20 protein-coding genes are annotated in these 21,137 nt (G+C 54.4%); 13 read left to right on the plus strand and 7 right to left on the minus strand.

Annotation, left to right across the window (positions count from 1 at the left end; genetic code table 11):
• Nucleotides 1–10 precede the first annotated feature (10 nt).
• The 7 genes from AB1A64_RS03130 (at nucleotide 11) to AB1A64_RS03160 (ending at nucleotide 6,188) form a co-directional block, all read left to right on the plus strand.
• Complete coding sequence (locus AB1A64_RS03130; RefSeq protein ID WP_366550067.1) at nucleotides 11–727, plus strand: ABC transporter ATP-binding protein; 717 nt, start codon at nucleotides 11–13, stop codon at nucleotides 725–727.
• On the plus strand, nucleotides 720–1,427 hold the full coding sequence (locus AB1A64_RS03135) for an ABC transporter ATP-binding protein (RefSeq protein WP_366550068.1): 708 nt from the start codon (nucleotides 720–722) through the stop codon (nucleotides 1,425–1,427). The genes AB1A64_RS03130 and AB1A64_RS03135 overlap by 8 nt, the downstream gene beginning before the upstream one ends.
• A gap of 1 nt (nucleotide 1,428) precedes the next feature.
• Nucleotides 1,429–2,292 carry a branched-chain amino acid ABC transporter permease gene (locus AB1A64_RS03140; RefSeq protein ID WP_366550069.1) on the plus strand — a complete coding sequence of 288 codons (864 nt, stop codon included), beginning with the start codon at nucleotides 1,429–1,431 and terminating at the stop codon, nucleotides 2,290–2,292.
• Nucleotides 2,289–3,317: a branched-chain amino acid ABC transporter permease gene (locus tag AB1A64_RS03145; protein ID WP_366550070.1), complete on the plus strand. Its 1,029-nt coding sequence runs from the start codon at nucleotides 2,289–2,291 to the stop codon at nucleotides 3,315–3,317. The genes AB1A64_RS03140 and AB1A64_RS03145 overlap by 4 nt, the downstream gene beginning before the upstream one ends.
• A gap of 4 nt (nucleotides 3,318–3,321) precedes the next feature.
• Complete coding sequence (locus tag AB1A64_RS03150; protein ID WP_366550071.1) at nucleotides 3,322–4,260, plus strand: 3-keto-5-aminohexanoate cleavage protein; 939 nt, start codon at nucleotides 3,322–3,324, stop codon at nucleotides 4,258–4,260.
• A 75-nt stretch (nucleotides 4,261–4,335) separates the two neighbouring features.
• Nucleotides 4,336–5,277 carry a YHYH protein gene (locus tag AB1A64_RS03155; protein WP_366550072.1) on the plus strand — a complete coding sequence of 314 codons (942 nt, stop codon included), beginning with the start codon at nucleotides 4,336–4,338 and terminating at the stop codon, nucleotides 5,275–5,277.
• Between the two features lie 20 nt (nucleotides 5,278–5,297).
• Entirely contained in the window at nucleotides 5,298–6,188 is an 891-nt protein-coding gene (locus AB1A64_RS03160; protein WP_366550073.1) for a DoxX family protein, read from the plus strand.
• Between the two features lie 314 nt (nucleotides 6,189–6,502).
• Here the strand turns inward: AB1A64_RS03160 and AB1A64_RS03165 are convergent, their stop codons facing one another.
• The 7 genes from AB1A64_RS03165 to AB1A64_RS03195 all read right to left on the minus strand — a co-directional run bounded on the left by AB1A64_RS03165 (nucleotide 6,503) and on the right by AB1A64_RS03195 (nucleotide 15,180).
• On the minus strand, nucleotides 6,503–7,195 hold the full coding sequence (locus AB1A64_RS03165) for an SDR family oxidoreductase (RefSeq protein ID WP_366550074.1): 693 nt from the start codon (nucleotides 7,193–7,195) through the stop codon (nucleotides 6,503–6,505).
• Between the two features lie 11 nt (nucleotides 7,196–7,206).
• Nucleotides 7,207–7,710, minus strand: coding sequence for a nuclear transport factor 2 family protein (locus AB1A64_RS03170; protein WP_366550075.1), 504 nt, complete (start codon nucleotides 7,708–7,710; stop codon nucleotides 7,207–7,209).
• A 58-nt stretch (nucleotides 7,711–7,768) separates the two neighbouring features.
• Entirely contained in the window at nucleotides 7,769–8,263 is a 495-nt protein-coding gene (locus tag AB1A64_RS03175; protein ID WP_366550076.1) for a nuclear transport factor 2 family protein, read from the minus strand.
• A gap of 60 nt (nucleotides 8,264–8,323) precedes the next feature.
• Nucleotides 8,324–9,298 carry an alpha/beta hydrolase gene (locus tag AB1A64_RS03180; protein ID WP_366550077.1) on the minus strand — a complete coding sequence of 325 codons (975 nt, stop codon included), beginning with the start codon at nucleotides 9,296–9,298 and terminating at the stop codon, nucleotides 8,324–8,326.
• An 88-nt stretch (nucleotides 9,299–9,386) separates the two neighbouring features.
• The gene (locus AB1A64_RS03185; RefSeq protein WP_366550251.1) at nucleotides 9,387–10,190 is read right to left on the minus strand and encodes an AraC family transcriptional regulator; all 804 of its coding nucleotides are present in this window, start codon (nucleotides 10,188–10,190) and stop codon (nucleotides 9,387–9,389) included.
• A gap of 652 nt (nucleotides 10,191–10,842) precedes the next feature.
• Entirely contained in the window at nucleotides 10,843–14,097 is a 3,255-nt protein-coding gene (locus AB1A64_RS03190; RefSeq protein ID WP_366550078.1) for an AAA family ATPase, read from the minus strand.
• 249 nt (nucleotides 14,098–14,346) lie between these two features.
• Nucleotides 14,347–15,180 carry an IclR family transcriptional regulator gene (locus tag AB1A64_RS03195; protein WP_366550079.1) on the minus strand — a complete coding sequence of 278 codons (834 nt, stop codon included), beginning with the start codon at nucleotides 15,178–15,180 and terminating at the stop codon, nucleotides 14,347–14,349.
• A gap of 245 nt (nucleotides 15,181–15,425) precedes the next feature.
• Here AB1A64_RS03195 and AB1A64_RS03200 point away from each other — a divergent pair, with 245 nt between their 5' ends.
• From AB1A64_RS03200 to AB1A64_RS03225, 6 genes are all read left to right on the plus strand, one after another.
• Complete coding sequence (locus AB1A64_RS03200) at nucleotides 15,426–16,520, plus strand: TRAP transporter substrate-binding protein (RefSeq protein WP_170350796.1); 1,095 nt, start codon at nucleotides 15,426–15,428, stop codon at nucleotides 16,518–16,520.
• Nucleotides 16,521–16,601: 81 nt separating this feature from the next.
• The gene (locus AB1A64_RS03205) at nucleotides 16,602–17,210 is read left to right on the plus strand and encodes a TRAP transporter small permease subunit (RefSeq protein ID WP_170350797.1); all 609 of its coding nucleotides are present in this window, start codon (nucleotides 16,602–16,604) and stop codon (nucleotides 17,208–17,210) included.
• Nucleotides 17,203–18,567 (plus strand): TRAP transporter large permease subunit, encoded by a 1,365-nt coding sequence (locus tag AB1A64_RS03210; protein WP_366550080.1) that lies wholly within the window; start codon nucleotides 17,203–17,205, stop codon nucleotides 18,565–18,567. The genes AB1A64_RS03205 and AB1A64_RS03210 overlap by 8 nt, the downstream gene beginning before the upstream one ends.
• On the plus strand, nucleotides 18,564–19,910 hold the full coding sequence (locus AB1A64_RS03215) for an amidase (RefSeq protein ID WP_366550081.1): 1,347 nt from the start codon (nucleotides 18,564–18,566) through the stop codon (nucleotides 19,908–19,910). Before AB1A64_RS03210 ends, AB1A64_RS03215 begins: the two co-directional genes overlap by 4 nt.
• A gap of 12 nt (nucleotides 19,911–19,922) precedes the next feature.
• Entirely contained in the window at nucleotides 19,923–20,117 is a 195-nt protein-coding gene (locus AB1A64_RS03220; RefSeq protein WP_170350800.1) for a hypothetical protein, read from the plus strand.
• Between the two features lie 4 nt (nucleotides 20,118–20,121).
• On the plus strand, nucleotides 20,122–21,084 hold the full coding sequence (locus tag AB1A64_RS03225; RefSeq protein ID WP_366550082.1) for a D-glycerate dehydrogenase: 963 nt from the start codon (nucleotides 20,122–20,124) through the stop codon (nucleotides 21,082–21,084).
• The last annotated feature ends 53 nt before the right edge of the window (nucleotides 21,085–21,137 follow it).

Genomic DNA, 21,137 nt, shown 5'->3' on the forward strand with positions numbered 1-21,137 from the left:
GACGACAATCTTGAGACTCCAAGACCTGAGCAAAGCATTTGGCGCGGTCACGGTCGCCGATGCTATGAGCTATGAGGTCCAGCAAGGCGAGGCACTTGGGGTAATAGGCCCCAACGGTGCCGGTAAAACCTCGATGTTCAATCTGATCACAGGGACGCTTAGATCGAACTCCGGGGTGATAGAATTCAATGGGCGAAACGTCACCAAATGGAGCGCTGCAAAGCGCAGCCACGCAGGCATTGCGCGTTCTTTTCAAGTTCCGCAGCCGTTTTCTGGTATGACGGTTTTTGAGAATGCAATGATCGCCGCCACGCAATCAGCCGACATGCATGGACACCAGGCTGAGCGCTTTTGTCTGGAGGTTCTGGATCAAACGGAGCTGCTGCCCAAGGCAAACGTTTTAGCGGGCAGTCTGACTTTGTTGGAACGCAAACGCCTAGAATTGACACGCGCGCTTTGCGCTAAGCCCAAACTGCTGCTGTTGGATGAGATTGCAGGTGGCTTGACCGAAGCTGAGTGCAAGTCACTGGTTCAGACCATCAGGGACATCCACGCGTCTGGCGTCACCATTATCTGGATCGAACATGTCGTTCATGCGCTTCTGGCTGTTGTCGACCGGCTGATCGTTATCGACTTCGGAAAGAAGATCGCCGAGGGCGAGCCGCAGGCAATCATGGAAAGCGCTGAAGTTAAAGAAATCTATCTGGGGATCGAAGCCGATGCCTGATCCAATTCTGCAGACACGCGGGCTGAACGCGCACTATGGCGACTTCCAAGCACTGTACGATGTCGAATTGGAGGTTGGCGAAGGCGAAGTTCTTGCCATCATCGGTGCGAACGGCGCAGGCAAGACGACCCTGATGCGGTCTATCACCGGGTTGCTAACGAACGGAGCGGCTCAGATTCACTACCGAGGTCAGGATATCAGCCGGCTTCGCGCAGACGAGGTTGCAGAACTTGGCCTCGCTATGGTTCCGGAAGGTCGTCAATTGTTCCCGTCTTTGTCGGTCAAAGAAAACCTGATGATCGGGGCCCAAGTTGGTCGCGCAGGTCCTTGGGATCTGAAAGCTGTCTATGATCTGTTTCCGATCCTTGAGGAGCGCAAAGATCAGGCCTCTACATCGCTTTCGGGCGGTCAGCAGCAGATGGTCGCCATCGGACGTGCACTGATGGCCAATCCAGATCTCATCCTCTTCGACGAAATCAGCCTCGGACTGGCGCCGATCATCATCAAAGACATCTACGAGGCTCTGCCCGGCATCATCGGCGAGGGTATGAGCGCGATTATCGTCGAACAGGACATCACCAAGGCACTGTCGGTCTCGAGCCGGGTCTACTGTCTGCAGGAAGGCCGCGTTTCGCTAGAAAGCGCGTCTGAAACCGTTTCGCGCGAAGATATTTCGCGCGCGTATTTCGGGATCGAATAATATGGAATGGCTGAACGCTATCGTGCAGGGAACTTTACTGGGTGGGCTATACGCGCTGTTTGCCGCAGGTCTGTCGTTGATTTTTGGAGTCATGCGGCTCGTCAATATTGCCCACGGTGATCTGATAGTTTTGGCGGCCTATCTGGGGCTGACCGTGACAACCGCGACGGGGATGCATCCGATGGCCGCATTGGTGATCGTCGTTCCCGCCATGGCGCTGATTGGGTATGCCCTTCAACGCGGCCTACTGAACCAAACTCTGGGCGATGATATTCTTCCACCGCTGCTTGTCACCTTCGGACTGAGTGTGATTATCCAGAACGGGTTGCTGGAGGTCTACACGGCCGACCCCCAAACATTGAATGCTGGTTCGCTGGAAACAGCCAGCGTTGCGGTAGGCGGTGTGACCCTCGGGATCTTACCGCTACTGACCTTCGGGATCGCCATCGCTGTGATCTGGGGGCTGCAATGGACCTTTTATCACACCGCGCTTGGTCGCGCGTTTCGGGCCGTGTCCGACAATCAAGACATCGCGCAGCTCATGGGCCTTAATCGTCGGCACATCTTTGGGCTGGCTATGGCTCTGGCGCTGGGCGTAACAGCAATCGCCGGTATCCTGCTTGGCATTCGGACAAGCTTTGATCCTTCCATCGGTGGCGGTCGCCTGATCTTTGGCTTTGAGGCCGTCATTATCGGTGGGCTTGGCAACCTTTGGGGCACGTTGATTGGCGGCGTCATCCTTGGGGTCGCGCAAACCATCGGAGCCAAGATTGATCCGGGCTGGCAGGTGCTTGCCGGACATATCGCTTTCCTTGTCATTCTTGCCGTTCGTCCGAACGGCCTCTTCCCGAGGGTTTCCGGATGAACCTGCAGGACTACTCTGTATCTCGATCATCAAAAGCAGCGCGGATTGCTGCAATCCTGGCCGCAATCGGTTTGCTTGTTCTGATTGCAGCGCCCTGGTGGGCAGGCCGCGCCGACATGCGCTTGATGGGCGAGCTGTTTCTCTACCTGTCCCTCGCCACCCTTTGGAACCTCATGGCGGGCTATGCCGGCCTCGTCTCGGTTGGTCAACAGGCTTACGTGGGCTTTGGCGGCTATATGCTCTTCGCACTTACGATGCTGGGCGGTCTGCACCCACTGGTTGCCATTGCAGCCGCAGGCGTGCTGGGGGCTTTGATCTCGATTCCGGTGGCTGTTCTGATCTTCAGACTTCGCGGCGCTTACTTTGCAATAGGTACCTGGGTCATCGCTGAAGTCTTTCGGCTGAGCTTCGCACAAATTTCTGCGCTTGGCGGGGGATCGGGATCTTCGCTACCCGTCGCCATCGTCAAATCTTTGGCGTCCGGTCGCGCGATGCGAGAGGCGCTGAGCTATTGGCTGGCGCTCGGAGCCGCTGTGCTGGTGGTGACGGCCGTATATCTCTTTCTGCGCTCGCGCCAAGGGTTGGCGCTGACGGCAATTCGCGACAACGAACTGGCTGCCGGAAGCCTCGGCATCGATATCTGGCGCACAAAGTTCATCGTGTACGTTGTCACATCGGCATTCACGGCAATGATCGGCGCGCTGATCTTCTTGCAAAAGCTGCGCATATCACCGGATGCGGCGTTCAGCGTCAATGACTGGACTGCTTTCGTTATCTTCATCGTGGTAATCGGCGGTATCGGAACCATCGAGGGGCCGATCATCGGCACTCTCGTCTTCTTTGCGCTCCGCGAAACGCTGGCGGACCTTGGCACTACTTACCTGATCGTGCTCGGTGTGGTCGCAATCGTTGTCATGCTCAAGGCACCGAAAGGCATCTGGGGCGTGATCCGCAGCCGCTATGATCTGCAACTGTTCCCGTTGGGCTATCGCGTAAAGCACATCGGACAATCCAAGGAAAACTGAACCAATGGCCAGCCAGAAAAAAACGATCATCACATGCGCTGTGACAGGAGCAATCCACACGCCCACCATGTCGGATGCACTTCCGTACAACTATGATGACATCGCACGGCAGGCAATCGAGGCCGCCGAGGCCGGAGCGTCGATACTACATCTGCATGCGCGAAACCCTGAGGATGGGTCGCCATCGGTCGACCCGAATGACTTTGCGCCTTTCCTGCCCCGCATAAAACAGGCGACTGACGCTGTTGTGAATCTATCGACCGGTGGATCGCTGACTTTGTCCATTCAGGACCGGATCAACCCGGCCAAGACTTTCAGCCCCGAAATGTGCTCAATGAATATGGGTTCGATGAACTTCTCGTTTCACCCATTGGCCAACCGGTATGGCGATGACGATTGGAAATTTGATTGGGAGAAGGACTATGTCGCGAACTCCGATCAGAACATCTTTCGCAACACGTTCCGGGACATTCGCGAGGCGGCGGAAACACTTGCGCCGCATGACATCAAGTTCGAACATGAATGCTACGATGTGAGCCATTTGTATAACCTGAAATTCTGCATGGATATCGGGCTGTTCAAAGCGCCGATCTTTATTCAGTTCATCTTTGGTATACTCGGCGGCATCGGGTCCGAGGTCGACAACCTGATCTTCATGAAACGCACTGCAGATCGCCTGTTTGGCGATGACTACCGCTGGTCCGTTCTCGGAGCCGGCGGTGCGCAAATGTCGCTTGCTACCACTGCAAGTCAGATGGGCGGCAACCTTCGCGTTGGCCTGGAAGACAGCTTGTTCATCTCGCGTGGAAAGTTGGCCGAAAGCAACGCTCAGCAAGTCGCCAAAATTCGGCGTATCGTAGAAGATCTGGGCAGTCAGGTGGCGACGCCTGATGAAGCCAGGGAAATTCTTGATTTGAAAGGGGGAGACCGCGTCGCCTTCTGACGATTGGACGCTTGGCCTAACCTTTCATCGAGTGACTTATTTTTGGAATTTCGAAAACCCTTAGGAGATTGAACCATGCGATTGGTATATTTGGCAATCAGCGCGCTTTTGCTGGGTTTTGTTACCGTTCAGGCTCATGCGCAAAACGAAGCCCAGGACATCACCAACCTTTTGCTCAGCAACCGATCTGGAGACTGCGCGGATTATGCAGGAGTGTATTCCGCTTCAGTGGAGGACGTCACGCGTCAACAACGGTTTAACTCCGAAATCGAAATCTCGGCAAATAGCCAGCACTGCACCCTCAAGACCAATGGCATTCCCAACCATGATTTCAACGGGCCTACAGCCAACTTCGCTAACAATGTACGCGAATTGCCTGGCACTTTTCGGATTCCCAGAAATCCGGAAAAGGCCCGCAACCAAACCGAGCTGTCGCAACGAAGTTATGATGCCATTTTGTTGAATGGCGTGCCGGTCGATTTGCTTTCGGCTGGGTGTTATCGCCCGAGCGGCCCGCGAGCAGACAAGAACGGCAATGTATTGGCGGGGTGTCGAGATACTGATCCATGGTTGCTCGATCCGCCGTCCTACGATCAGTATTTTGGTGTAGATCTGCACAATGCCCATGCCCAGCCCGATGGCAGGTATCATTACCATTCCAATCCAAATGCTCTGTTTTTGGATCACGACCTTGATAAGCCGTCACCAGTTATTGGCTTCGCCGCTGACGGCTTTCCGATCTACGGGACGATATTCAAAGACAGGGATGGTACGATAAGACCTGCGATTTCCGGCTACCAACTCAAAACTACGCCTCGGCCTGCGCCGCCTAACGGGCCGGGTGGTACTCCGGACGGGACATATATCGACGACTATGAATTCACTGGGGCTGGCGATCTAGATAAGTGCAATGGTATGACTGTGGATGGCCAGTACGGATACTATGTCACGACAATCTACCCGTGGGTATTGAACTGTCTGGTTGGAGAACCTGATCGCTCGTTCGACAAAAGATGATCTGACTTGGAGGCGCGGTTTTGACCTATCCTCGAATGATACAGACGCTTCGCGTTTCGTCTGCCGTGCTTACCGGTATTGCAGCGTTGCTCGCCATTCTCATCTGGTTAGGTTTGTCGCATTTTGGAGTAAGTGATGAAGCAGTTTCGGCGATCAAGAGTTCATCTGCAATTTACTTTCTGATCGGTTTTCTTTGCCTGTCCGTTGCGCTGACTTTGTTGGCACCTATCGCGATACCGAGGTTGGTTTTTCTGCTGGGGTTGTTTCCCCTTTTGGTCGGCTGGCGTATCTCGGCGCTGACGGGGATGGGAGCCATCAACATTCTATGTGCCTGCGCGTTTGTCGGTTTTCTCGCTATATTCGCGGTTTTGGTTCTTCACGGATTGCGTACGCCGGCAACAGGGGGTCGTCCTCAGACCAGCTACTCGAGTGTCCAACTTGCCTTCATAAGGCTCTATATCGGGTTGGATCTAGTTCCGCATTGCACTGAAAAGCTCTTTGCTGGACCAGCAGTTCGAAGTGGGGACGTGCATTCCTTTCAGGCGCTTGGCGTACCCGACGCTCTGCAATTTGTTTTGCTGGCCGGGGTTATTGAGTTCTCGGCTGCCATTGGCGTTGGACTTGGACTGTTCACACGCCTCGCGGCCGTTCTGACGGTGGTTTATTTGATAGTCGCTACAATAATGGGACACCATTTCTTACTGGGTTTCATCTGGGCGTCACCCGGAGGAGGATGGGAGTACCCGGTGCTCTGGTCTGTTCTAATCCTCAGTTTCGTCTTCGGCGGGGGACGCTGGATGTCGCTGGACGAAGTGATTAGCGAACACGTGAAACTTCCTCGCTGGGTATTGGCACTGATGGGGGATACTTCTTCACATTGCCACACCCGCATGGCTGAAGAAAAAAGCTGATCAAAACTGCTGCTTACCAAAGGCAGACTGACAAAAGATGGTTTAATTTTATCCGCAAAAGTTGAACCGAAGTTCACTCGAATTGGGGTGGTGCTCTCTTTGCAGTCGCGTCACACGTTTGGGACCCGAGCGTCTCAGGTAGATGAATAGGTCGTGGGCCTTCTACCATGCTGAGGCGTCGAGATATTCGGCCTGTTTGGCAATGCATTAGTCAATGACCGCTTGTTCTTCTGTTTCTGACAAGGAGCGACATTTGACGATGCCTTGCCGGAGCGGGTCAGAAGGCTGATCGATCACATGGCGTCCGGCTGAGGTTACCAGTCGATCAGCTTCCCGTCGCGAAAGAACCCGCCTGTCGGACCCGCATCGGGCAGGGTTGCGGCCCAAACAACCCCTTCGGCGCCTTCGGACACCGGACGGCCACCGCGCCCCATGTCGGTTGCTACCCAACCGGGGCAAACCGCATTAACGAGGATGCGTTGCGGCTTCAACTCCGCTGCGGTCTTTAAGGTCAGCGCATTTAACGCCGCCTTCGAGATACCGTAACCCGGGTTGCCCGAGGACATGCTGTTGATCGACCCAGCGCCGGAAGACACGTTCACGATCCGGGCGCTTTCACCCCGTTTCAGAAGTGGCACCGCCGCGATTGTCATGGCCCAAGGACCAAAGAGGTTGGTCTCAAACGCGCGGTGAACGCGAGCAAGATCGGCAGTATGCGCCTGTTGGTCGGTGTCGTAGTCCACGCCTGCATTGTTCACGAGTATGTCCAGCCGACCATGTTCCGCTTCGATCTTAGCAAAGGCGGCTGTGACCGAGGCCTGTTCACACACATCCAGTTGTAGGGCTTCTGCACCTCGCCCAATTTGTTGCGCCGCAGCTTCTCCCTTCTTCAGATCGCGTGAGCTGACAAGCACTTTCATTCCGTGGTCAGCGGCCAGTAGGCGAGCGACCTCTTTCCCAATCCCGCGATTGGCGCCGGTCACAAGGGCAATAGGTTGGTAGGTCATTGGGTGTTCTTTCACTTTGCGGCTGCGCGTTCGCCAGCCTGTGCGACAAGGGCGCGGTCTCCGGTTTCCCAAAGTGCTGTCATGGTCATGGATGTAACAAGCCAGCGGTCATCCGATTTCACCATGTCATAGCTGTAGCGCCCGCCCAGCACCCAGAACCCGTCCTCGATCCGGTGAGTTGCTGTAAAGTCAGCCTCGGCCTTGGCGGTTGTGTCGGTCAACTCGGTCACTGTGTGATTGGTCACCATGTGGTGGGTGACATCGAAGCCCGGTAGGAAGGCAGCCCACCCGGCGATCAGTTCATCGGCAGACTGGGTGACGGGTTCACCGCCCCACAGTCCGGTGTAATCGGTGGTGACTGTATCGGCCAAAGCATCGCGCACTCGCACCCAATCGTGTCGGTCTGCGCCAGCAGCGATGTCGGTGAGGGTACGAGTGATCTCGGTTTGGTCAGCCAGGGCGGCTCCTCCGATTAGGGTTGCGGCAGCAAAGATTGTGATAAATCCACGGGTCATTTCAGTGTCCTTTCATCGAATGAGAGGGCGATTGTTCGCGGCGGGTGACGAGCGTTGCTTATTCGCTGGCCAAGCGCTCGGGCACGGGAGCCAATTGGTATTGCGACCAGAAAAAGGTGTTGGCTGCATCTTGATCGGCGCTGAGGTTGGTTGCTTCGACGATCTTGCCATTCTCGATCCGGTAGACCAGCGCCCAGATCGTATCGACATTCGGTTTGCCCTCGGCATTGGACCAGCCCCGGTGGATGTCCACCACATGGGTATCGTCAGCACCGAAATAGATCGGATCGGCCTGAAATCCGGCCACGCCGAGCTGTGCAAAAAACGCCAAAACCTCGTCTCGGCCATTCTTGGTGCCGCTGAGGGGGTGTCGGCCCGGAATGTGCCATTTCACATTTTCGTCCATAACGGCGGCAATCTCATCGAGATTATTGGCGCCGTAAGCGGCAAAGAAGTCCTGGACGACCTTCATGTTATCCTTGGGTGTTTCGGCCATGGCGGAGCCTCCGATCAGGGTTGCGGTTGCAAGGGTTGCGAGAGTTTTGCGGGTCACTGGGTTTCCTTCGGGATAAGGGGGAGCCGGGCAGGGTGGCCCGGTACCTACAGGTTCGGTTCAGCCGTCAAGGCCAATGCGGAAATGGTCAGCCACGGTGTCGGCGGCGCGGGTCACGTCGTCAGAGTTGTCGTAGAAGTCGAACTGCGTCACGCCTTCCAGCCACTGCGCAGTTGCCTCTCCTGCAAAGCCTGCCAGAAAGGTTTGCACACCTTGCGGGATGGCCGCGCTTTGCGAATGCACGATGGCCAGCGGCTTATCCAAACGCTGTGGGTTGTCGGCGGGGTAATAGGTCAGCCAGCCTTCCCAGCCTGCATTGTTCCACTTGTTGTCATATTCCGGGATCGCACCGCGGTCGGCTTCATAGTAGTAGCCACCGATCGGCATCAACACGCCTTTAGCGCCTTCGGGTCCCGCAGCGGGGATGATTTCGCCCCCCTCGGCGCCGGCGGCATGCGAGACTTCGATCAGGCCCGCAACGCCGTCTTCACCACCGTAAACGGCCTCAACAATCTCCTGGTTCTGTAGCCAAGGGGCCACCAAGCCAAGACGTTGGACCAACGGGTTGCCTGCCACAGCGTCCACCATGTAGCCCGCCGAGGCGCAGATTCCCAAACCGTTGATGTGATCGGCGTCGACCTCGGGCAGGGTTGCGACAAATTCAAATGCAGCCATGATGTCCGAGGTCTTGGCTTCGGGGCTTTCTACGAAACGCACGTTGTTGGGAAGACCGCCCGATTTGCCCCAGCCGCGGAAATCGAAAGTAAAGGCGGCAAAACCACGTTCGGCCATTTCACGGGCATAGTTGGCAGGCATCTGTTCCTGAACAGAAGTCCAGGCGCCGGTCACAACGACAGTTGGCAGCGGCGCGTCGCCGCGTTCTTCCGGCAGGTAAAGCGTGCCAGACAGGATGGCACCTTCGTTTTCAAACGTCACGGTGCGGGTTTCAACCTGAGCGATGGCGGCGGTAGAGGCCAGTAGCCCGGCGGCGGCGGTCAGAGAAGTCAGTTTCATAGTCAAATCTCCGTTGTTCACTTTGGGCTCAAGCCCGATGACCAAAGAGATACGACGCCCCTGCCAGGATTAATTGCACCTGACTGCCGAGTTTTTGAAAGATTCTGCTTCAGGCGGGTTTTGCTGCCCGATACGCCCGAGGGGTTTGGCCCACGGCCTGCTTGAAACTGCGTGTGAAATGCGCTTGATCGGCAAAGCCACAAGCCAGGGCGATGTCACCGAGCGGACGCTCTGCGTCTTCCATCATTTTGATGGCCTGCTCGATCCGGTACGCCATAACATACTGCATGGGCGTTGACCCCAGCGTTTCTTTGAACACGCGGGCGAAATGAGACTGGCTCATGCCAACTTCTGCGGCCAGTTGATCCACCGTAATCGTCTGATCCAGCCGGTTTTGTACATAGGACAGAACCCGTTGATAGTGCCGGGATGTGAAGCGCGCCGACAATTCGACCTCGTTCGTGCGGCGTTTCCCGTACTTCTGAAGCAACTTAACCAGAAACACACGGCTCATCGCCTCGAACATCACGGCCGAAGACATATCATCCGCCTCAAGCGCGTCCCGCAGAATGACCCCGGCGGCACAGAGATCAGGGTCGGAAAACTGCGGTAAATCCCGAAATTGCTGGGGGTCCAGCAACATGCCAAGCTCGGACTGCGCAAACTGTGCGACCTTAGCGGGGTCTAGTGTGATTACGATCACATCCGACTTGTCATGCCATCGCCAGCCGGATCGCATCCCAGCCGGTGTAACAACAATCTCGTCCATCAGGAACGTGAAATCGCGCAACTCATCATCCCGCCAATTCTGCACGCGATGCGGATTGGGATTAAGGTTCAGAAGCACGTGATGTTCTTCAAACACCTCTTCTGGCATCCGGTCCGGTTCGGCTTGAAAGTATCGCACTGACATAAGCCCTGCCGCCGAAGGACGGTCCATCGCTTCGCTGTTGAGAAGCGGTTCAGAGGGATAGATGTCAGAGTATTTTAAAGGCAATTTCTAAGTCCGGAAGTAAGCGGGAACATTTTGGACGGCCCCAGCCAGATTGGCAAAGCGGAGGGGGTTCGGCAAGGGAGAGCCTAACGAGGCGATACTTGCACAATAGCCATGCCATCCTTGAACACACTTTGGTTATTCGGCATACGCGCGTCATTTTGCGGAATGGGTTTAATAAGGGTCTTGGCCGCAGCGTTATAAATGACCGTTACCGTTATTGGGTCAGATGTGCCTGACGTTTGGGTCAGAATTGAACGACGTGTTTCACTGATTTGTTGAGAATTTGACTGTCGATTGAGTCAAAGATCAGTGACGTTCCACATATCCATCAAAATCACCAGCTTATGCGACGCTTCGTGTGCCATTAGCTGTACAGTAGCACCAAAATAATCCCGACAGTGTGCCACGTCTTTTTGTCCAGGCAGCGTTGCGTTTGTTGAGCATTTGCCGCGCTCTATCAGCCACTTCCTTCTTGGCGAGCTTGGCGAATTTCTGAGTCTGGACAATGGATGCATGCCCCAGAAGGTGAGTGGCTTCTTCCAGCCTCACACCGTTGTTCAACATTCGCCTAGGTTCGTTTGTGCTTGGGATGACCAAGTCCATCAAAAAACTTATTTTCTCGGCTCATATGATCTTGGGCATCGGTATGCCCCATCTTGGATTTAATTCGGCTCAGCCCGCGTCCGCATTGTGCCGCTAATGGGCGCATTTCCAGCTCACTGGAAATCTCCAAGGCACGCTCATAGCATTTCATCGCGTCGTATTCCTCACCTGCGCCTGCGTTACTTAAGACTTCGCCCATCACAAACAAACCAAAGGCTTCGTGACCGCGTTCACCACGACTGCGCGCTATTTCGAGTGCGCGACCGAGACGTTTGGATGCGTCTTCGATGCGACCAGCTTTAAGATATCCGAAGGCCAGCTGAGTAAATACCAGGGACTTGAACAAACCAAGCCCGATGTCATCATACAACTGACAAGACTGTTCAAGCCTTGCTAGGCCCTTCTCAACCTCTCCGGTCAGGATTTCTGCAAACCCAAGAAACCCGTTGGTGAAGGGGGATAGATAGGTGAGGCCCCAAACGTCAATGATCGAACTCGCGTTGCCAAGAGTCGCAAGCGCATCTGCGATGTCACCACGTACAATCTGATAATAGCCAATATCGTACCCGATATGCGCGCGGTTGAAAGGATTGTCTTGAAGATCCGCAAGCGCGACGGCTTGTTCTGCATGATGTGAAGAACGTTCAAATTCGCCACGCTCGGCGTAAGACCAGACCAGCCAGGACCGGGCGATAATCGCAGGTGCAAAAGGCAGCCCGCACTTTTCAAGCGCAGCATCGCCTGGCAGACTTGAAACAACACGTTCAAAGTACCTCTCGGCTGTGCGCAACTCACCAGAGGTGACAAATGTGCAACCAAGGTAAAAATCAGCCGCAACTTCCAACGACCGATCACCGGAATTCCGAGCAATATCGCGCCCGCGTTCGGCGGCCGCCTTGGAGTCCGCCGAGCGTCCGACTTGCCACAAACTTGCGCCACGATAAACGGAAACCCAACCGAGACGCACATCATCTTCCAACGTGAGCGATAACTTCTCGGCTTCGTCAAGTGGCTCCAGAATAGCGGCGAACTGGCCCAGTGCCCAAAGAACATTCCGCAGAGCAAATTTCGTATCTATTGCTGCGGTCGCAGTTTCGGCATCCATTTCAAATTTTTTGCGAGCCTCGAGCGCCCTGCGGAACTGGCCTGCTGCTTCGCGCAGCGCCGAGCGTTCAACCGCGTCTTCGCCTGCTCTGCGAAACTCTCGGAAAGCACGCGGCCAATCCTCGCCAAGAAAGGCGTGATGGGCCACAATTCCTGCGATTTCGCCATTGTTATCAGAACTTTTTCTTTCAAGTAGATCGGCAAATGCTGAGTGCAACTCGTGGCGTCGGCTCTTTAACAGGGTGGAATAGGCAGCATCTTGGACGAGAGCATGCTTGAACATGTAGCTTGCCGTTGGCGGAACGCCCATGCGCAGTATCAATCCTGATTCAACAAGCTTTTCAAGCGCTTGCAGGCAGTCCATGTCGATCTCAACCGACAAGTCCACAATGTCTTTGTGATCGAACTCACGCCCAATGACGGACCCAATCTGAGCAATCGCCTTTGCCGACCCAAGCCGATCCAGGCGTGCTGAAAGCGATGTGTGAAGCGTGGCGGGAACCACATCCCCACTGCTCAACCCCGCCTCTTGAAATGCCTTGGTCAGTTCCTCGATGTAGAGCGGCACGCCATCGGCGCGTTTGACAATTTGCGCGGCGGCTTCCTCACTCATGTCTCCCCCTGAAACGGAGGTTAAAATCCGCAAAGATTGCCGACGACCGACCCGACTAAGGACAATCTCACGCCAATAGCCGCAGTCGCTCCAATCAGGCTGAAATTCCGGTCGGTACGTTAGCAATAACATGATTGGCGCTTCGGCGGCCTCAGAAATCATGTTTTGCAGCAGTTCCAGCGTCGACGGATCGGCCCAATGGATGTCTTCAATAACTATTATGATCGGGTGCTGCGCGCTCATACGCAGCACTTGATCTATCAGGCACCGAATAATCGCGCGGCGCAATTGCACCGGAGGGAGATCGGGGGCATCGTAGCGCCCTTTAGTTTCAACCCTTAAAAGTGACGCGATCAAAGGTACACTTTCGGTCAACGGGATATCCGTCAGCCCCAGTATGTTCTCTAGTTTTTCAAGTTGCGCCGCTACCGAGTCCTGTTCTGCAATCCCGGCGGCTCTCCGCATTCCAGTGACCAGTGGGTAAAAGGCATCGTTGGTGTGATGAGGAGAGCATTGATAACGATAGCCGAAACGCCTGTCTCCAGAGATTTCGTGCCGCATTTCTTCCACCAATCGCGATTTGCCGATGCCCGGATCTCCGGTCAATGAAACAACCTGACCGGATCCTGCTTTTGCTTGCTGCCATGCTTCACGAATAGTCTGCAGGTCCGAAGCTCGGCCAACCAATGGCGTTGAACCTTGGAACCGGGATGCTTCAAAACGTGTTTCGACGGTTGTTTCCGTGCCCACGCGCCAGGCTTGAACAGGCTCGTCAAACCCTTTCAATTCATGTTGGCCAATGTCTTCCACTTCAAAACGGCGGCCCAAGAGTTGACGGGTTAGTGGGCCAACAACAATTTCGTATGGCCTCGCCAAGCGTTGAAGCCGGTCAGCCAAGCCGGGGGTTGCCCCGATGACGGCGGCGTCATCATTCATGACATCGCCTACTATTGTTCCAATAACAACTTCTCCGCTAGCTGCACCTGCACGCGCTTGGAGTTGCCGTCCGTCTTGCGAGTGAATTTCCTGGATTGCTGCAAAGGCATCTTTTGCTGCCTTAACGGCTCGTTCAGCTTCATCTTCATGGGCTTCGGGCCACCCAAAATAGGCCAAAACGCCATCTCCGAGAAACTTGGCGACATAGCCTTGATACCGAAGAACAGCTGATACAACTGCCGACTGGTACTTTGTGACCAGATTCCGCATCTCTTCGGGATCCAGCTGTCTTGAGAGGACAACGGAATCCACAATATCAACGAACAAAACAGTAAGCAGCCGCCGCTCGGGTGCTGCATTGTCAATCGCGTCTTTCTTTACGGCCTGAGCAGCTGGCGAAATAGCCGCAAGTAGGCGACGACGGTGTCCAAGGCTGAAGCCAAGGTCTTTCAAGTCTTCGTCATTCAGATGGCGCAGAGTCTCAATGTCGACGTCGTTTTCTTCCAACAACGAAGCATAGCTCTCCAATCCTAGGCGACTCAGCCAGGCACGCAACCGTTGATCCACGTTGCCCCCCTCAGGTTTTTCGGGCTTATTGTATCACATCACAGAGAATTTATCTTTTGTATTGACGTTGTAATGGCCAGAGCCATTGGTTGAGGGTCACAATGTCAATCGTTGTCCCAAGCCGAGATTTAGCGCATTCCACAGCATTTTTTGCGGCACTGTCCCTAAAAAAACCCATCCAGTGCTGCGGCGTTCCACCGAAAATTCAAAAGTCGCAACAAGTTTCAAACACCTGCGGCGTTTATGCAATCAGCTTCCAATTGGTGAATTTTGGAGCCTTTCTGAAATGGTTTTGGCAGCTTGGACAACCGATGCCGCCAAAACTTCAAGCTTGTTTTCGGGAAATCTTGTAACTGGACCAGAGACCGAAACGCCCGCAACAACTTTGCCCAGCGAGTCGAAGATAGGCGCAGCAATACAACGCATACCCAAAAATCGTTCTTCATCGTCCAAGGCCCATCCACGCTGTCTGGACTTGCGGAGTTCTGACTTAAGTTCTTGCAGGTCTGTAATGGAATTGGGCGTCTGGCGGACTAGTGTTTGTGGAGCCAAAAGGGTCTCTACCGCGGCCTCTTCCATAAATGCCATCATAGCTTTTCCCACACCGGATGTGTGAAAGTACGCCGCAGTTCCGTTTTTAAAAGAAGCCCTGATTGGATTATCGGATTCGACCTGAATGAGAAACAGTAGCTGTCCGCACTCTTCGATTGCCAGATTTGCTGTCTCACCAGTGTCTTCTGACAGAATGCGCATCACTGACGGCGCGACTTCGAGCAAATTTGATCCATCTTCAAACGTGCTGCCGATCCGATAGGCCTGCGGTCCAATTCGCCATTTGCCTTGCTCGGCATAATGAACAACCATGCCTCGCTGCTGCAACGTGGTCAGAAGCCTGTGTACCGTCGCAACTGGGATTGCCGTGACTCTGGCCAGCTCCGCAAGTGTCGCGCAGCGCGTATCCGAAAGAGCGATCAGCACGCGAATGCCACGATCCAGCGCAACAACGGGCGATGTTTCGGCTTTCTCCTCATTCGCTTTTAGACGCGGGCGTCCTCGGCGAAGCGGGGTTTTTTGTTCATTCATACTCAGGGCAACCAATGCTCAGTTTCTTGCTGAAAGATTCTAGCTCGTTCGGCGAAGTAAAAAAATGAAAAATAAAAATATAGAATAATCAATGGTTTGATTGGATTTGTTGTCCAGGTTTCAAGAGTTTTCCAAAATATTTTGAAATATTCGGAAACTGTCTTATCGTTACTCTTATCCGCTGGAGAGCGGATTGGTGCCAATGCCGAGGCAAAATCGGTCAAGGCCCAGTTAAGGGAGGAAACATGACAAAATCTTTGAACCGCAGAAATTTTCTGCGTGGCTCTGCCGTTGTGGGCGCAGGCGCGCTTGCAGCTCCGGCTGTCCATGCTCAGGAAGGAACCAACCTTAAGATGCAGGCCGCCTGGGGAGGCGGTATTTTTCTGGAAAACGCGCAGTCATATGTTAACCGCGTGAACGAAATGTCCGGCGGGAAACTTACGATCGAACTGTTGCCCGTGAACTCCGTCGTAAAAACAAGCCAGATGCAAGATGCTGTACACCGCGGCGTTCTGGATGCCGCGCACTACGTGCCTGCCTATTGGTACTCTAAGTCGAAGACAGCGTCGCTCTTTGGAACTGGCCCCTGCTTTGGCTGGTCCAGTCAGGAAGTTCTGGGTTGGGTGAACTATGGTGGCGGACAGGAATTATTCGACGAACTGATGGGGATTCTGGGCCTCAACGTCGTGTCATTCTTCAACTCACCAATGCCGGCTCAACCGCTTGGCTGGTTCAAAGAAGAAATAACAAGCGCAGACCAAATGAATGGTCTGAAGTACCGCACCGTTGGACTTGCGGCAGATGTCTTGCTTGAGATGGGAATGTCGGTCGTACAGCTGCCGGGTGGTGAAATTCAGCCTGCAATGAAGTCAGGTTTGATCGACGCGGCAGAATTCAACAATCCAACGTCGGACCGCGACTTTGGGATGCAGGATGTGTCCAAGCATTATCACCTTGCGTCGTTCCACCAGAGCCAGGAGTTCTTCGAGGTCACGTTCAACAAGGACAAATACAACGCCCTTGCGCCAGAGCTTCAGGCTATTTTGAAGTATGCGTCAGAAGCCGAAAACTCCAACTTCTACTGGAACAACACCAAGCGGTATTCCGAGGACCTGGTCACACTGGCAGAGGAGCAGGGCGTCAACGTCTATCGCACTCCTGACAGCGTGATGCAGGCACAGCTGAATGCTTGGGATGTGGTCGTTGAACGGATTGCCAACGAGGATCCGTTTTTCGCAAAGGTAATCGAAAGCCAGAAGGCCTATGCGAAGACCGTGATGAATTATCTCAACCTGAACCAACCGGACTACAAGCTTGCGTACAAGCACTACTTCGGTTGAGGCCTGAATACCTTTGAAATGAGGAGGTCGCGTTGTGGCGCGGCCTCTTGAACTCCGGGCAGAACAGGCGAGGAACTGACCTTGATCAAGACAATCCACGCCATCGAAGGGCTAAGCCAATGGGTCGGCAAAGCCTTTGGATGGTGCATCCTAATTCTGACACTTTCTGTGTCTTACGAAGTGTTCGTCCGGTATGTGCTGAACAAGCCAACCGTCTGGGCGTTCGACATGATGGTCCAGATGTATGGCGCGTTGTTTCTGATGGCCGGGGCCTATGCGTTGGCGCAAGACGCGCACGTCCGCGGCGATGTTCTGTACCGGCTGTTCTCTGTCCGCTGGCAGGCTCGGGTCGATTTTGTCCTATACATTCTGTTCTTCTTTCCCGGCATGTTCGCTTTGTTTTGGTACGGGTGGGAGATCGCAAAAGACAGCTGGCGTTATGAAGAGGTCAGCTGGAACAGCCCCGCGCGCATCCAGATTTATTTTTTCAAAACCCTGATCCCGGTCGCTGGTTTCCTGCTGATGCTTCAAGGCCTTGCCGAAATGGCCCGGTGCTGGTTGGCGATGCGAAACGGCGTCTGGCTCGAGCGGCTCGATGACGTACGCGAAACCGAAGACATGTTGATGGAAAATACCATCGACAAAATTCGAACAACTGGCACTCAAGAAGGAGGTCGCAGCGATGACTGATCCACAAGTCGCCATCCTGATGCTCAGCCTCTTCATTCTCTTGGTGCTGCTGGGCTTTCCCATTGCGTTCACGTTGCTGGCTATGGGGGTTGGGTTTGGGTACTACGCCTACTACCAGTCCGCGCCCGAGACCATTGCGGACATCTTCAATAACAACATCTTCTACCTTCTGAACCAAAACACCTACTCGGTGATGGAGAATGATACGTTAGTTGCCATCCCATTATTCCTATTTATGGGATACGTGGTCGAGAGGGCGAATATCGTCGATCGCCTGTTCTTCTCGCTCTACATGGCGGCGCGAAATCTGCCGGGCTCGTTGGCCATTGCGGCGCTGCTGACCTGCGCAGTTTTCTCGACCGCGTCTGGTATTGTTGGTGCGGTTGTTACTCTGATGGGTCTGCTTGCCTATCCTGCGATGGCGAATGCCGGGTATCAGCGCAGCTTCGCCTCTGGCGTTATCTGTGCGGGCGGAACTTTGGGAATTCTGATCCCACCGTCGATTATGCTGATCGTCTATGCCGCCATTGCAGAGCTATCACCGTTGCGCCTGTATGCTGCGGCTGTTTTCCCGGGTCTTTTGTTGGCGGGGTTATACATCGTCTATGTGATGGTGCGCGTCTGGATCAACCCGTCGCTGGCACCGAAGCCGCAAGAGGAAGACATCCCTCCGAAACGGCAGATTTATATGGATTTGCTGGTTTCGTTTGTGCCTTTGACCGTTTTGATCATGTTGGTGCTTGGCTCCATCCTTGGTGGTCTGGCCACTCCTGCTGAAGCGGCTGCAATGGGCGCATTGGGCGGTTTGGTTCTGGCGGTGCTGTATCGATCGCTCACCTGGGACAAAGTCAAGCAGAGTGTCTTCCTCACGGCCAAGGCAACTGCCATGGTGTGCTGGTTGTTCGTCGGCTCTTGGACCTTCGCCTCGATCTTTTCCTATCTTGGCGGGCACGATGTGATCGAGCATTGGGTCGTCGGCATGAACCTTCAACCCTGGCAGTTCTTGGTCCTTGCTCAGCTGATTATCTTTCTGCTCGGATGGCCGCTTGAGTGGTCCGAGATCTTGATCATCTTTGTGCCGATCTTTCTGCCGATGCTGGATACGTTTGGGGTCAATCCGTATTTCTTCGCGATGCTGGTTGCACTGAACTTACAGACCTCATTCCTGACGCCACCCATGGCCATGTCGGCCTACTACCTGAAAGGGGTTCTGAAGAACCAGATCCAGTTGATGGAGATCTTCAAAGGTCTGATGCCTTACTTGGCTATTGTGATCCTGTGCATGGTGCTGATGTATCAGTTCCCGGGGATCGCCCTGTGGCTGCCTGATTATCTGTTTGGGGTTTGGGTGCCATGACCAAGCATGATCTGTCACTGTTCTCGGCGGTTCAATCTGCCGAGGCTATCCGAACCGGACGCATTTCATCCGAAGCATTGGTTGAGGCCTGCTTGGCGCGAATTGAGGAAACGGATGACAAGGTTCGGGCATGGGTATACCTGGACGCTGGCGTGGCACTCGATCAGGCGCGTGAGCTGGATCGTATTCGCAAGGCAGGGCGGGCGATAGGGGCGCTGCATGGTTTACCGGTCGGACTGAAAGACATTGTCGATACGAAAGACATGCCTACGCAACGCGGATCGGTAATTTTTTCAGGCCGCCAACCTAAGACGGACGCTAGATTGGTTGAGCATCTTCGTGAAGCCGGAGCGGTGATCATGGGCAAGACCAAGACCACTGAATTTGCCTTCATGAATCCAGCCGACACCACCAACCCTTTGGACCAGAGCCGAACTCCGGGCGGGTCATCCAGCGGATCTGCCGCTGCAGTTGCGGCTAGGCACGTTCCATTGGCGATTGGAACCCAGACCGGTGGTTCGGTGATACGCCCGGCCTCGTATTGTGGCGTATACGGTTTCAAACCCTCTCGCGGAACAATCTCGCGCAGCGGTGTCTTCCGCACATCTGCGTCGCTAGATCACGTCGGTGGATTTGCGAATTCTCTGGAAGACATCGCGTTGTTGACAGACGTCCTGTCTAGCTATGACCAAGCCGATCCCGCCAGCTTTGCCAGACCGCGGGCTAACATGCTGAAAGGCGCGCGGGCAGAGGTGCCTGTCGAACCGAACATCGCCTGGCTGGATTTTCCGTTCGATGATCGTTTGGATGTGGATACCGTCGAAGGCCTTAATGCCGTTATCGATGGCTTGGGCGGCCGGGTCGAGCGATTTTCGGCATCCCCTCAAATGGCTGATCTCATCAACGTTCACAAAACGATCTACGATTACGAAATTCGCCAGAACATGGCTGAGATATCCAAAGGCCACTGGTCGGAACTCAGTATTGAGATGCAGTCAGCAATCAGCCGAGGAACAGAAATAAGCCTGGCGCAGTATGAAGATGCCTTGGCTGTCATGACCTCTGCTCAAAGCTTTTTCGCAGAATACTTCACCGAATTCGATGCAATCCTAGCCCCTGCGGCTTCAGGAGAGGCCGTGCCACTGACAGAAGGGCATACTGGCGATTCAGTCTTTTGCCTGACTTGGACGCTGGCGGGATTGCCGTGCCTTACCTTGCCCTTGCTGGTTGGACAGAATGACCTGCCAATCGGTGTGCAATTGATTGGCGCGGTCGAGGAAGATGACCGGCTTCTGCGCACCGCATCATGGGTCCAACGCAGGCTCGCTGAACAGGAACAGTAAGGAAATTAAACGATGTCGCGACTTACAAACATTCTTATGGGCATTATCGGCACCGGCCTGATGATGGTTTTTGTTCTTGGCCTTGCACACAGCATTTCAACCGGCTTTGCCGGGTTTTGGGGTGGTTTGCCTTTCCTGTGTATTGCGGTCTTTGTAATTGCGCTTGCGCTTTATAATTTCTGGGAAGACGCCGTCAAAAAGGACTGAACGCATGAGTGACAGACCAGTCCTTTGGCTGCCGCGCCGCGTGTCCGACGCAACCATTGCCCGTGCGCGAAGGGATTATGACGTGATCCTGAACGAAGCCGATACTCCGGGCACGTCAGAAGAGATCATTGAGATGAGTTCCAAGGTGGACGCAATCATGCCCTGCCATTCGGAACACTTTTCGGCAGAGGTTGTGTCAAAGCTTGACCCGCGTTTAAAAATTGTCGCGAACCACTCTGTCGGTGTAGATCACTGTGACCTGCCGGCCTTGGCAGCAAGAGGGATCGTGGTGACAAACACACCCGATGTCCTTTCTGACGCTACGGCGGAACTTGCAATGCTGCTTATGCTCGGCGCGGCGCGACACACTGTTCGAGGCGATCGCCTTATGCGTACAGGCACCTGGGACAGTTGGAGCCCGTCTTTCATGGTTGGCAAGCAACTCACGGGTGCGCGCCTGGGCATTGTAGGAATGGGGCGCGTGGGTCGGGCATTTGCAACAAAAGCACGCGGGTTTGATATGGAAATTCACTATTTCAACCGCACCCGCCTGTCGCCTGATAAGGAGCAGGGGGCAATTTATCACGCAAGCATCGACACTCTTTTGCCAGTGGCCGACTTTTTATCGCTTCACTGTCCTGCGACGCCCGAAACTCTGGACCTTATGAATGCCGAACGGCTGGCTGCGCTGCCTGACGATGCAATACTCGTCAACTCAGCTCGCGGTGCTCTCGTTGACGAAGACGCGCTGCTGCAAGCCATTGAAAGTGGAAAACTGGCTGCCGCAGGGCTTGATTGTTTCAAAACAGAACCGGGCGGCAATCCAAAGTTCGCAGCGCACGAAAACATCTTCATGTTGCCTCATATAGGTAGCGCCACGACTAAAACCCGGGACGCTATGGGCTTTCGCGCTTTGGACAATTTAGACGCTTTCTTTGCCGGAAAAACACCACGCGACCTTTTGTAGACCAGGAAACTGTAAGGGCAAAAACTGCTTTTCTCAGCCTGGGCGTGATGGGC

The organism is Ruegeria sp. ANG10, assembly GCF_040705255.1.
In the GTDB taxonomy this organism is placed as follows: Bacteria; Pseudomonadota; Alphaproteobacteria; order Rhodobacterales; family Rhodobacteraceae; genus Ruegeria.

Bases quoted from the DNA above. Each gene is read 5' to 3' on its own strand.
- AB1A64_RS03145 (WP_366550070.1), top strand. From the start codon at position 2,289: ATGAACCTGCAGGACTACTCTGTATCTCGATCATCAAAAGCAGCGCGG.
- AB1A64_RS03210 (WP_366550080.1), top strand. From the start codon at position 17,203: ATGACTGATCCACAAGTCGCCATCCTGATGCTCAGCCTCTTCATTCTC.
- AB1A64_RS03155 (WP_366550072.1), top strand. From the start codon at position 4,336: ATGCGATTGGTATATTTGGCAATCAGCGCGCTTTTGCTGGGTTTTGTT.
- AB1A64_RS03165 (WP_366550074.1), bottom strand. From the start codon at position 7,195: ATGACCTACCAACCTATTGCCCTTGTGACCGGCGCCAATCGCGGGATT.
- AB1A64_RS03225 (WP_366550082.1), top strand. From the start codon at position 20,122: ATGAGTGACAGACCAGTCCTTTGGCTGCCGCGCCGCGTGTCCGACGCA.
- AB1A64_RS03195 (WP_366550079.1), bottom strand. From the start codon at position 15,180: ATGAATGAACAAAAAACCCCGCTTCGCCGAGGACGCCCGCGTCTAAAA.
- AB1A64_RS03200 (WP_170350796.1), top strand. From the start codon at position 15,426: ATGACAAAATCTTTGAACCGCAGAAATTTTCTGCGTGGCTCTGCCGTT.
- AB1A64_RS03220 (WP_170350800.1), top strand. From the start codon at position 19,923: ATGTCGCGACTTACAAACATTCTTATGGGCATTATCGGCACCGGCCTG.
- AB1A64_RS03140 (WP_366550069.1), top strand. From the start codon at position 1,429: ATGGAATGGCTGAACGCTATCGTGCAGGGAACTTTACTGGGTGGGCTA.
- AB1A64_RS03135 (WP_366550068.1), top strand. From the start codon at position 720: ATGCCTGATCCAATTCTGCAGACACGCGGGCTGAACGCGCACTATGGC.
- AB1A64_RS03215 (WP_366550081.1), top strand. From the start codon at position 18,564: ATGACCAAGCATGATCTGTCACTGTTCTCGGCGGTTCAATCTGCCGAG.
- AB1A64_RS03185 (WP_366550251.1), bottom strand. From the start codon at position 10,190: ATGTCAGTGCGATACTTTCAAGCCGAACCGGACCGGATGCCAGAAGAG.
- AB1A64_RS03150 (WP_366550071.1), top strand. From the start codon at position 3,322: ATGGCCAGCCAGAAAAAAACGATCATCACATGCGCTGTGACAGGAGCA.
- AB1A64_RS03170 (WP_366550075.1), bottom strand. From the start codon at position 7,710: ATGACCCGTGGATTTATCACAATCTTTGCTGCCGCAACCCTAATCGGA.